Source organism: Zhongshania sp., from assembly GCF_041623545.1.
Taxonomy (GTDB): Bacteria; Pseudomonadota; Gammaproteobacteria; order Pseudomonadales; family Spongiibacteraceae; genus Spongiibacter.
Genome location: NZ_JBFJWS010000081.1, coordinates 1 through 11,519, shown reverse-complemented (window position 1 = coordinate 11,519; position 11,519 = coordinate 1). Strand labels below are relative to the sequence as shown.

Here is an 11,519-nt window from a genome sequence, read left to right as displayed (position 1 = left end):
TCGAACCGCCACTCCCGAGGGAACCAGATTTTGAATCTAGCGTGTCTACCAATTTCACCACACTGGCATGTGATTGGGGCGCGATTATAGCAAGCTTTTCTCTGGGGTCAATCGACCATGACAGTTTTCTTAATATATCTGTAATTTATATTCCGCGCGCGCTGATTTGTGCGCCTCGGTGGAGTCTTTTGGCAATTTCCGCTAATCTTGCGCCCTTCCTAATGAAAGCAGATATTATGCGGCGCAGCGATTTCCATTTTGAGCTTCCCGAAAGCCTTATCGCCTATTATCCAATGCCAGAGCGCGACGGGAGTCGGTTACTGGTTTTGAATTCTCAGCAGCGGTGTGAGCATCGTCAGTTTAAGGCGTTGCCCGATTATTTGCGGCCGGGTGATTTGCTTGTCTTTAATAATACTCGGGTGATTGCCGCTCGCTTGTTCGCTTGCAAGGAAAGCGGTGGACGCATTGAGATTCTAGTTGAGCGCATTATTGACGAACATCGCGTCTTGGCTCATGTGCGCTCGAGTAAATCGCCAAAGCCTGGCGCCAAGCTTTTATTAGCGGCGACAAATACTTCTGCGCCGGGCCTCGAGTCTGTCGAGGTGTTGGGGCGGCACGAAGCGTTATTTGAACTTAAGTTTGCTGAACCTGTACTCACTGTTTTGTCGCGAATTGGTCATATGCCATTGCCGCCTTATATCGCGCGGGAAGATGCTGCCGAGGATCGCGAGCGCTATCAAACAGTTTACGCGAGCCGCGATGGCGCTGTAGCAGCGCCAACTGCCGGCTTGCACTTCACTAAAGAGCTAATTCAGCAGTGTGTTGATAAAGGCGTAGAGCTTGCTTTTGTTACTCTTCATGTTGGTGCCGGTACCTTTCAGCCAGTGCGCGCGGACGATATCCGCGACCATCAGATGCACGCCGAATATATTGAAGTGCCGGACGAGGTTGCCAGTCAGGTGCGGGCAACTCGCGCTCGAGGTGGTCGGGTTGTGGCGGTTGGTACCACCAGTGTGCGCAGCCTAGAATCCGCCTCGCAGTCAGGTGAAATTGCGGCCTTTGCTGGGGATAGTCGCATTTTTATTTATCCCGGCTATCAATTCCGTAGTGTTGATCTAATGGTAACCAATTTTCATTTGCCAGAGTCGACCTTAATCATGCTGGTGAGTGCTTTTGCGGGGCAGGGGGCTGTGCTCAACGCCTACCGCGAAGCAGTCGCCGAGCAATACCGCTTTTTTAGTTATGGCGATGCCATGTTGGTGTTTCCTAATAGTGACGCCGAGACAACCGAGAATACTGTATGAGTGAATGTCGCATGAAGTTTGCGCTAAAGACCACTGATGGCATGGCGCGGCGGGGGACTTTGGATTTTCCTCGGGGTAAGGTAGAAACTCCCGCGTTTATGCCGGTGGGTACCTATGGCACTGTCAAAGGTATGCTGCCTCGGGATATTCATGAAATCGGTGCGGACATTATTCTGGGTAATACTTTTCACCTCAGTTTGCGGCCGGGTACGGAGGTGGTGAAAGCCCATGGTAGTTTGCACGACTTTATTGGCTGGAGTGGGCCGATATTAACTGACTCGGGTGGCTTCCAAGTCTGGAGTTTAGGCAAATTAAGGAAAATTACTGAGGCCGGCGTGTCGTTTAAATCGCCGGTGGATGGGAGCAGTGTTTATCTTGACCCTGAGACATCGATGCAAATTCAGCGGGATCTGGGCTCCGACATTGTGATGATCTTTGATGAATGTACGCCGTACCCAGCAACGGAGGCTGAGGCGCGCACGTCTATGGAGTTGTCACTCCGCTGGGGCGCACGCAGTAAAGCGGCGCACGCGGGCAATGATGCGGCGCTGTTTGGAATTGTGCAGGGCGGTATGTACCCTGAACTGCGCAGGGAGTCTCTTGCCGGTCTGGTGGATATTGGTTTTGATGGCTATGCCATTGGCGGCCTGTCAGTTGGTGAGCCTAAGGACGAGATGCTGAAAGTACTCGACTCTCTTGCCGATCACCTACCCACCGATAAGCCGCGCTACTTGATGGGGGTGGGTAAGCCGTCAGATATACTTGAGGCGGTTATGCGGGGCGTGGATATGTTTGACTGCGTGATGCCCACTCGAAATGCCCGAAATGGTCATTTGTTTACCTCGACAGGGGTAATTAAGATTCGCAATGCCGCGCATAAGACCAGCACTGCGCCATTAGATGCGAATTGCGATTGTTATACCTGCCAGAACTTTAGTCGCGCCTATTTGCATCACTTAGATAAATGCAAAGAGATACTCGGCGCCCAGTTAAATACCATTCATAACTTGCGCTATTATCAAAATCACATGGCGGCGATTCGCCTGGCGATTGAAGAGGGGCGCTTGGCGCAATTTGCTGAGGAATATTACGCTAGTCAAGAAGTTCGACCTGATCAGGCCGAGCAGCTAGCGCTGGGTCGTAACGCCGAGGAGACAGGTGCAGGTGATAAACCAGCTGTATAAACTTGTTTTTTTTGTCCCTGCTAGCCACGTTGATGTAGTGAAGCAGGCTGTGTTTGCAGCGGGGGGCGGTCGCCTAGGTAATTACGAGCACTGCTGTTGGCAGGTGCTGGGGCAGGGACAGTTTCGTCCGATGGTGGGCAGTACGCCGTTTTTAGGCGAACAGGGTAGTTTAGAGTCTCTTGAGGAATACCGGGTTGAGTTACTTTGCCCCGCCGTCTGTGCGAGTGCGGTAAAGTCAGCGTTAATCGCCGCACATCCCTTTGAAGAGCCTGCCTTTGAATTTTTGCCGGTAGTACAAATTTAGATAAGTTTGTGCGCCAATTTTGTCTTGCCCGCGATAGCGATGTTGTTGGCCTTGATTGAGGGATTTTTATGTTATACGAACTGGGTGATCGTCGAGTCATACTTGAAGGTAGTGGGCACTTTATCGCCGAAAATGCCTCGGTCATTGGGTCCGTGACCTTGGGAAATCAAGTCAGTATTTGGTTTAATGTGGTTATTCGCGGCGACAGTGACGATATTGTGATTGGCGCGGGTAGTAATATCCAAGATGCCTCAGTGCTACATACTGATCCCGGTATGCCAATGCATATTGGCGAGGATGTCACCGTTGGTCACAAGGTTATGTTACACGGTTGTACGATTGGGGCTGGTAGTTTAATTGGTATTAACTCGGTGGTACTCAATGGTGCCAAAATTGGCTGCGGCTGTTTAATTGGCGCCAACTCCTTGGTTACTGAGGGTATGGAAATTCCCGATGGTGCTTTGGTAATGGGGGCTCCGGCAAAAATTAAGCGTATGCTTAGTGCTGATGAACAAGCGGCTTTGCGGATGTCGGCTGCCCATTATGTGGAAAATGGGCAGCGCTTTAATGCGGATTTACGCCCGCAGGTGATGTTGGATAAATGAGTGTAGAGATAAAGGAGAAGCCGGTCGCCTCGCCTTGCATATCGGTCTGTGCCTTAGATGAGTATGACATCTGTACTGGCTGCTACCGCAGCCTACAGGAGATCGGCGACTGGTCAGAGTTAAGTAATATGGCCAAGCGTGAGGTTGTTTTTCTCGCTAACCGGCGCTGCAAAGACAAGTACGGGCTATAGAAATTGGCGCACTAGCGGCGCGCCTTGGCTTTGCTGTAGGCGCGGACCGATTGGATCAGGTTGCCTTTCATTTCGATAATCTCAAACCGGTAGCGACCAATTGACACACCAACCGAGGCTTCGGGAAAAGACTCTAGTTGTTCAAGCAATAGTCCATTTAAGGTCTTGGGACCATCGGTGGGTAGCTCCCATTTCATACTTTTATTGATGTCGCGAATTGTGGTGGTGCCGTCGACTAAATAGCTGCCGTCAGCTTGATGAATTATGTCTTCGGTGTCGGTACTTAAGTTTGAGGTGAATTCACCGACGATTTCTTCTAGCAAATCCTCTAAGGTCACAATCCCCTGCATAACCCCGTACTCATCGACGACGATGCCGAGGCGGCGCTTCTGCTTCTGGAAATTAAATAACTGGGTGTTGAGGGGTGTGCCTTCTGGAATGAAGTAGGGGTCACGGATTGCTTGCAGTAATGCGTCGCGCTGCACTCGGCCGTGTTCGTCGACGCTGCTAATGATGTCGCGCTGGTGGAGGATGCCGACAATATTGTCGATGTCATTTTGATAAACCGGTATCCGGGTGAACTCAGCGTCCCGCAGTTTGCGAATGATGGCATCGGTGTTGGCATCGATGTCTATGCCGAACACCTCGTTGCGGGGAATCATAATGTCATCGACGGTGATTTGTTCTAGATCGAGAATGTTCATCAACATTCCCTTGTGATGTTTAGGGATCAGGTGCCCAGCTTCGCCAACAATAGTGCGCAACTCCTCTAAGCCAATATGCTCAGAGCCATCGTTTTTTTCTATTCGAGTTAAGCGTAAGACAAAGTGGGTGACGTGGCTGACCAGCCAGATTACGGGAAATAGCAGCGATTTTAGCGGTAGCAAGACATGGCTAACCGTGTAGGCAACGGCTTCTGATTTGTAGGCGGCTATGGTTTTGGGAATGATTTCGGCGAAGATTAAAAATACTAGGGTGAGTAGTATTGACGCTGGTACCACCGCGCCGTCGCCGTACATGCGAATAGCAACAATTGTTGCAATGGACGCGGCTAGGTTATTAACCAAGTTATTGCCGATTAAGATGGTGCTAATCAGGCTGTCGGGTTCTTCCAAAAGTTTGGAGGCGCGTTTAGCGCCGCGATGACCGGATTTGGCGCGATGACGCAGCCGATATCGGTTGAGGGACATCATTCCAGTTTCGGAGCCGGAAAAAAATCCGGATAGAATAATTAGAGCAGCTAATATGCCAAAGAGAAGACCCAGCGGTGCCTCGTTCAAAAAGCCCAGAACCCCTTAATATGAAATGAGTGCCAATCTTGACCAAAAATGAGGGGCGCGACAAGCCAAATATTGGTTTATGGCTTAATGAATAATTAATGCGAGCGCAAATTTGGTGCCAATGTAGGCCAGTAGTAGGCAGGCAAAGGCCCACAGCGTCCACCGTATGGCGACATTCCCCCGCCAGCCCAGTGCGACGCGACCGCAGAGTAGAATCGCTAGTAAGACCCAAGATAGGACCGTGAACACGGTTTTGTGAAGCAAGTGTTGGGCAAGTATATCGTCGACATAGACGCCGCCAGTGATAATGGCGAGGGTGAGCAGGGCAAATCCAGCCCATATCAATTCGAATAACATGGCCTCCATGGTTTGCAGGGGCGGCAAAATGCTGGGCAAACCTTTTATTCGGTGGTCGCGCAGCATCCGGTTTTGTAAGGCGAGGACCATTGCTTGCAGAGCGGCGATAGTGAGCATGCTGTAGGCGAGTATCGATAACAGTATATGGCTCAGCACGCCGGGACTTTGGTGTTGTAATAATTGTTGCTTGCCGGGTGCGAGTAGTTCTGCGATCAAGCTGAAGGCGGCTAGCGGGTATAGGGCAATCAACAGATTGTGTAGGGGTCGGCGCAAACTGGCGCTGAGGGTAATGACGCAAATCAGCCAGGTGATGAGTGATAATACTTGGACGACACCCAGATCCATGCCGGCGGGCGTGGAAATTGCGGTGAATGCAGCGGCGGCGTGACACAGGGTGGCAAGTAAGCCGGGTGCTAGGCTGCGGTAGCTGATGGGCGAGTTAATTAATCGGTACTGGGTGCCCGCGGCGACCAAATAAAGTGTAATGGCTGCGATGCTGGTGTATGCATTCATAGATTCAGTATGGCCAATATGTTGTTGATGTGTGCACTGAGCGTTGGGTCTGTCTTGAGACTCGGTTATACTGCTGCGCAATCGTGTAAGCCTGAAGTGCACAAGTGGGTAAGATTGTAAGCGGGTTCGCGCAAGAATGTCGACTTGAACCACGTTTTCCCTGAAACCTTCTGCAGAATTAAAGAATTTAAGAGAGTTCACCATGTTTGAGAGTTTAACGGAACGCCTATCCCAGACCCTGCGCCATGTTACTGGTCAGGCGCGCTTGACCGATGACAATATTAGTGACGCTATGCGCGATGTGCGTATGGCTTTGCTTGAGGCGGATGTCGCGCTACCGGTGGTGAAGGATTTTGTTGAAGCTGTGCGCAGCCGCGCAGTGGGGCAGGAGGTAAGCAAAAGCCTTAGTCCCGGTCAGATGTTTATTAAAATCGTTCAGCAGGAGCTGGAGCAGATTATGGGGCTTAAGAATGAAGCCCTTAATTTGGCTACCCAACCGCCAGCGGTTATTTTGATGGCGGGCTTACAGGGTGCGGGTAAAACGACCTCGGTAGCGAAACTTGCTAAATTCTTGCAGGAAAAACACAAGAAAAAAGTCTTGGTGGTTAGTGCTGATATATACCGCCCAGCGGCAATTAAGCAGCTTGAAACCCTTGCTGCAGATGTCGGAGCAGGCTTCTTCCCTAGTAATCTTGAGCAAAAGCCGGTCGACATTGCTAAAGCGGCAATAGCAGAAGCTAAGCTACGTTTTTACGATGTTCTGATTGTCGATACCGCAGGTCGCCTTCATATTGATACAGATATGATGACCGAGATTAAAGACCTGCATGCGGCGATTAATCCAGTCGAAACTCTGTTCGTGGTTGATGCCATGACCGGCCAAGACGCCGCGAATACCGCCAAGGCTTTTGGTGAGGCGCTGCCCCTAACGGGCGTAATCTTAACCAAGGCTGATGCCGATAGCCGCGGTGGTGCGGCGCTGTCGGTGCGTCACATTACTGGCAAGCCAATTAAGTTTATGGGTGTGGGTGAAAAAATTGACGCCCTTGACCCTTTTTACCCAGACCGTATTGCCTCGCGCATCTTGGGTATGGGCGATATCCTCTCTTTAATAGATGAGGCTGAGTCTAAACTTGATAAGGATAAGGCGGATAAACTCGCCAAAAAGCTGAAAAAAGGTAAAAAGTTTGATTTGGAAGATCTGCGGGATCAGCTTCAGCAGATGCAAAATATGGGCGGCATGAAAAGCTTGCTCGATAAATTGCCAGGTATGGGCAATATGGCGCAGATGGCGCAAAGTCAGATCGACAATAAAATGTTTACCCGCATGGAGGCGATTATTAACTCTATGACGCCTGCTGAGCGTCGCAATCCGGACTTGCTCAATGGCTCGCGTAAGCGACGTATTACTATGGGTTCAGGTACCGAGATCCAGGATTTAAACCGCCTGCTCAAGCAACACAAGCAAATGGCCAAAATGATGAAGAAGATGGGTCAGAAGGGTGGAATGACCAATATGATGCGCGGTATGGGTGGAATGATGCCGCCCGGTGGTGGTCGTTTTCCTGGAATGTAGGGCTTACTGCAGGAGTGTAGTGTGGGTTATGGCCTGTGGCGATATAAGATTAGCTTCATATTTTTCTTTAGCTTATGCTTTTAATGTATTGATATGCCAGAACTTATCGCGGTTGGCTTGAACTGCTTTTGGCGCGCCGACCCAGCAATATTATATAGGGCGCCGTCGACATAAGAAAAACTGCGCTAAGTGTTTCATATATCGCTTAATTCCCTTATAATTCCGCGCCTTTATGGCTTCGGCCAGTAAATGCTTCGAATTTTTCGATAAGCAGGCGTTTGTTGCCTGCCCAAATGCTAGGAAATGAAACAAGAATGGTCATTATTCGTTTGGCACGTGGTGGTTCTAAAAAACGCCCATTTTATCATCTGACAGTTACTGACAGCCGCACTTCACGCGACGGTCGCTTTATTGAACGCGTTGGTTTCTTCAACCCGGTTGCCCGTGGTAATGAAGAGCGTCTGCGTATTGATAATGCGCGCGTTGAGCATTGGGTGTCTAAAGGCGCGCAATTGTCTGACCGCGTTGCAAAGTTGCTGAAAGACGCACCTGCTGCAGCCTAAATGTCAGCGCTTGCCCCGCAAGGCCGGGTGATAATCGCTAAGATTACAGCGGTTTACGGGGTAAAAGGATGGGTGAAGATACATTCCTTCACCGATCCGCTTAGTAATTTTTTTGGCTACAGTGATGTTTACTTTTGCAAGTCAGGAAAGTGGCAGCGCGCTGAGTTTGACGAGTGTCGGCCTCACGGCAAGGGCATTGTTGGTCACTTAGTGGGCGTAGACGACCGCGATGCAGCTGCTGCGTATTGTGGTTTAGAGTTGGCTGTAGCTGATGATGCCTTGCCGGAACTGGAAGGCGATGAATACTATTGGCATCAGCTGATTGGTCTGAAGGTCCATACGCTGCTGTCCTCTGGTGACAGCTTGTTATTGGGTGAGGTGGATCATCTCCTTGAGACAGGTGCAAACGATGTGCTGGTGGTGCGTAAGTGCCCAGGTAGCATCGACGATAAGGAGCGTTTGATTCCTTATGTACCGGGGCAGTTTGTAAAGGATATCGACCTGGACGGTAAGGTGATGTCAGTGGACTGGGATCCTGAGTTCTAGTAATACGGGGTCTAGTTTTACTTAGTAAAGGGTGCTGGGCCAATGGGGCTGGGCCATAGCGGCTGAGTCATAGGGGACGGTATCGTGGAAATATCGGTGGTTAGCCTGTTTCCCGAGATGTTTGCTGCAGTGCGCGATTACGGCGTTACGGGGCGAGCAGTTCAGAACGGTTTGCTGAGCATACAGTGTTGTAATCCTAGAGATTTCACCACTGATCGCCATCAGACAGTGGATGACCGACCCTATGGGGGCGGTCCCGGTATGGTGATGAAGACCGAGCCGCTACAGCGCGCAATTGCGGTCGCAAAGGCGTCGGTAGCACCAGGAGCGACAGTAATTTATCTGTCTCCTCAGGGGCGACCGCTAACCCAGGCCGGGCTGGCTGAGTTGGCCGCCAAACCGTCGCTAGTGCTGTTGGCGGGGCGTTATGAGGGTGTCGATGAGCGCCTGATTGACAGCGAAGTCGACGAAGAGTGGTCGATTGGCGATTACGTATTAAGTGGTGGTGAGTTAGCTGCCATGGTAATGATTGACGGATTAAGTCGCTTATTACCTGGTGTGTTGGGGCATCATTTGTCGGCGGAGCAAGATTCCTTTGCCGAAGGTTTGCTGGATTGTCCGCACTACACGCGGCCTGAGCACTTCCGCGATATGGCGGTGCCAGATGTGTTGTTAAGTGGGAATCATGAGGCGATACGACGCTGGCGGCTGAAACAGTCTCTGGGTCGGACATGGTTGCGGCGCAGGGATTTACTCGAACAAGTAGAGCTGAGCGACGAACAAAATAAACTGCTGGCGGAATTTATCCGCGAGCTTGACGATTAATTGACATCTAGCTGAGAAGCTACAAACCTTTGAATTTAGGAGCATGCCATGAGCACCAACAAAATTATTGCCGAACTGGAAGCAGAGCAGGCCACCAAAGAGCTGCCAGAATTCAGCCCCGGTGACACCGTTGTTGTCCAAGTGAAAGTTAAGGAAGGTGCCCGTGAGCGTCTCCAGGCTTTCGAAGGTGTTGTTATTGGCATCCGTAACCGTGCCCTGAACTCTGCTTTCACTGTACGTAAAATCTCCCACGGTGTTGGCGTAGAGCGTACTTTTCAGACTTACAGCCCGCTGATTGAAAGTATTCAAGTCAAGCGTCGTGGTGACGTACGTCAAGCTAAACTCTACTACTTGCGTGAGCTGAGCGGTCGTGCAGCACGTATCAAAGAAAAGCTGGGCGCCAAAGCCTAATTTTTCTTTAGCGATAAAAAAGGCAGCCATTGGCTGCCTTTTTTGTTTTAGGATAGCGGGGAAGTCAGCTTATATTTGGTAGCGTCGAGGTTGTCTAAGGCAATGGATTTAGCGGCACAAGAAACCGATGTGATTGAAGCCTACGCTGATAGCTTGTGGTTGGAGAAGGGCTTGAGTCCAAATACCATTTCAGCCTACCGACTAGACCTACAGGCCTTTAGTGATTGGTTGGCCCCTCGGGGGCAGAGTCTGCTTACTATTTCTAAGGTTGATGTCCTCGACTATCTCGGTGCACAGCAGAGAAGTAAGTTATCTGCCCGTAGTGCCGCGCGGATGCTATCTTGCCTGCGAGGTTTTTATCGCTTGCAGTGTCGAGAGAAGCGCATAGCGGAAGATCCGACATTGGATATCGACTCGCCCAAATTGGGGCGGCCATTGCCAAAGTCATTGAGTGAGCAAGATGTTGACGCTCTATTGGCCGCGCCCAATATTGATGATCCCCTAGAGTTGCGTGACAAGGCGATGCTGGAATTGCTGTATGCGTCGGGCTTACGGATAAGCGAATTGGTGGGCTTGAAGTTTACGCAGTTGAGTTTGTCCCAGGGCTTAGTAAGGGTGGTCGGTAAAGGCGATAAGGAGCGTTTGGTGCCTATCGGCGAAGAAGCGAGTCTATGGGTGCAGCGCTTCGTAAGTGCCGGGCGGTCGAGTTTGCTGGCTGCTGGCAATGCGCCAGATGTGGTTTTCCCCAGTCGTCGGGGCCAGATGATGACTCGGCAGACCTTTTGGCATCGCGTTAAATTTCACGCTTTACAGGCTGGGCTGAGTAGTGAAATATCCCCGCATACCTTGCGTCATGCTTTTGCAACGCATTTGATAAATCATGGCGCCGATTTGCGTGTCGTGCAATTATTACTGGGCCACAGCGATTTGAGCACTACGCAGATTTATACTCACGTCGCTAGAGAGCGGATGAAAACCCTACATAGCGCGCATCATCCGCGAGGTTAGATGATATACGCGTTGTCGTGGATGGCTGAACTTGTTGTCGGAAAAGTTTTCATAACCTATCAGCTTTACAGTATTACGATTATATTTTGGAGAAGTTATTTGAATATCTTAAAGAAATACATTGCAAGTAGGGCCCTGCGGGCGACTGTGTTAGCTGGACTTTTATTCCCCGCGCTGCAGATTCACGCGGCCAGCGTGGTGGTTGATAAGGCGGCTGAGACCGCGATCAAGGCCGCTTTCAAGGCCACGCGTCCTGATATTGTGATAAGTAAAGTGGTGCCTAGTGAGGAGTTGCCTGGTATTTATTTGGTGACGATGCAAAACGGTCCGGTGGTTTATGCCAGCGCTGACGGCAAGTATTTTATTGTGGGCGATATGTTTGAAATCAGTGCTGCGGGCATTGAAAGTGTTGCCGAGAAAAAACTCGCTCCCCAGCGCAAGGAGTGGCTGGCTGAGGTCAAGCGGGAAGACATGATCATCTTTAGCCCCAAAGGTGAAACCAAGGGTGCGATTTATGTATTTACCGATGTCGATTGCGGCTATTGCCAGAAGCTTCATCAGGAAGTGCCGCAATTGAATGCAGCGGGTATCGAAGTGCGCTATTTGGCCTATCCGCGCGCGGGTCTGGCCACGCCAACCTATGACAAAATGGCGTCAGCGTGGTGTGCGGATGACCGTAATGCCGCGATGGATGCCCTTAAAAGTGGTGGCCATGTCGCACCTAAAAAGTGCGACAACCCGATAGCTGCACAATATCAATTGGGGGCCGCAATGGGGGTGACAGGAACGCCGGCGATAGTACTGGAAAATGGCAGTTTAATTCCCGGTTATAAGCCTGCAGGGCAACTCGTG

14 protein-coding genes are annotated in these 11,519 nt (G+C 50.7%); 12 read left to right on the top strand and 2 right to left on the bottom strand.

The window, feature by feature from the left end:
• Window positions 1-236: 236 nt before the first annotated feature.
• From queA to ABYT30_RS09550, 5 genes are all read left to right on the top strand, one after another.
• Window positions 237-1,304 carry a tRNA preQ1(34) S-adenosylmethionine ribosyltransferase-isomerase QueA gene (gene queA / locus ABYT30_RS09570; RefSeq protein ID WP_373081503.1) on the top strand — a complete coding sequence of 356 codons (1,068 nt, stop codon included), beginning with the start codon at window positions 237-239 and terminating at the stop codon, window positions 1,302-1,304.
• Entirely contained in the window at window positions 1,301-2,488 is a 1,188-nt protein-coding gene (gene tgt / locus ABYT30_RS09565) for a tRNA guanosine(34) transglycosylase Tgt (protein WP_373096209.1), read from the top strand. Before queA ends, tgt begins: the two co-directional genes overlap by 4 nt.
• On the top strand, window positions 2,481-2,792 hold the full coding sequence (locus ABYT30_RS09560) for an NGG1p interacting factor NIF3 (protein WP_373081506.1): 312 nt from the start codon (window positions 2,481-2,483) through the stop codon (window positions 2,790-2,792). Before tgt ends, ABYT30_RS09560 begins: the two co-directional genes overlap by 8 nt.
• A 68-nt stretch (window positions 2,793-2,860) precedes the next feature.
• Window positions 2,861-3,397: a gamma carbonic anhydrase family protein gene (locus ABYT30_RS09555; protein ID WP_373081479.1), complete on the top strand. Its 537-nt coding sequence runs from the start codon at window positions 2,861-2,863 to the stop codon at window positions 3,395-3,397.
• On the top strand, window positions 3,394-3,588 hold the full coding sequence (locus tag ABYT30_RS09550) for a DUF1289 domain-containing protein (RefSeq protein WP_373081481.1): 195 nt from the start codon (window positions 3,394-3,396) through the stop codon (window positions 3,586-3,588). Before ABYT30_RS09555 ends, ABYT30_RS09550 begins: the two co-directional genes overlap by 4 nt.
• 11 nt (window positions 3,589-3,599) lie before the next feature.
• Here ABYT30_RS09550 and ABYT30_RS09545 read toward each other — a convergent pair whose 3' ends face one another.
• Window positions 3,600-4,868 (bottom strand): HlyC/CorC family transporter, encoded by a 1,269-nt coding sequence (locus ABYT30_RS09545; protein ID WP_373081482.1) that lies wholly within the window; start codon window positions 4,866-4,868, stop codon window positions 3,600-3,602.
• Window positions 4,869-4,952: 84 nt separating this feature from the next.
• Entirely contained in the window at window positions 4,953-5,738 is a 786-nt protein-coding gene (locus tag ABYT30_RS09540) for an inner membrane protein YpjD (RefSeq protein WP_373096207.1), read from the bottom strand.
• Window positions 5,739-5,940: 202 nt separating this feature from the next.
• On the opposite strand from ABYT30_RS09540, the gene ffh reads away from it, so the two are divergent.
• From ffh to ABYT30_RS09505, 7 genes are all read left to right on the top strand, one after another.
• Window positions 5,941-7,314 (top strand): signal recognition particle protein, encoded by a 1,374-nt coding sequence (gene ffh / locus ABYT30_RS09535; RefSeq protein WP_373096205.1) that lies wholly within the window; start codon window positions 5,941-5,943, stop codon window positions 7,312-7,314.
• Between the two features lie 314 nt (window positions 7,315-7,628).
• Entirely contained in the window at window positions 7,629-7,877 is a 249-nt protein-coding gene (gene rpsP / locus ABYT30_RS09530; RefSeq protein WP_373081488.1) for a 30S ribosomal protein S16, read from the top strand.
• Window positions 7,878-8,423, top strand: a complete 546-nt coding sequence (gene rimM, locus ABYT30_RS09525; RefSeq protein ID WP_373096203.1) for a ribosome maturation factor RimM — start codon at window positions 7,878-7,880, stop codon at window positions 8,421-8,423. It abuts the gene before it with no gap.
• An 84-nt stretch (window positions 8,424-8,507) separates the two neighbouring features.
• Window positions 8,508-9,248 (top strand): tRNA (guanosine(37)-N1)-methyltransferase TrmD, encoded by a 741-nt coding sequence (gene trmD, locus ABYT30_RS09520; RefSeq protein ID WP_373096201.1) that lies wholly within the window; start codon window positions 8,508-8,510, stop codon window positions 9,246-9,248.
• Window positions 9,249-9,296: 48 nt separating this feature from the next.
• Entirely contained in the window at window positions 9,297-9,659 is a 363-nt protein-coding gene (gene rplS, locus ABYT30_RS09515) for a 50S ribosomal protein L19 (RefSeq protein ID WP_301026733.1), read from the top strand.
• A 102-nt stretch (window positions 9,660-9,761) separates the two neighbouring features.
• On the top strand, window positions 9,762-10,667 hold the full coding sequence (gene xerD, locus ABYT30_RS09510; protein WP_373096199.1) for a site-specific tyrosine recombinase XerD: 906 nt from the start codon (window positions 9,762-9,764) through the stop codon (window positions 10,665-10,667).
• 99 nt (window positions 10,668-10,766) lie between these two features.
• On the top strand, window positions 10,767-11,519 hold a 753-nt coding region (locus ABYT30_RS09505; RefSeq protein WP_373096198.1), incomplete at its 3' end, for a DsbC family protein.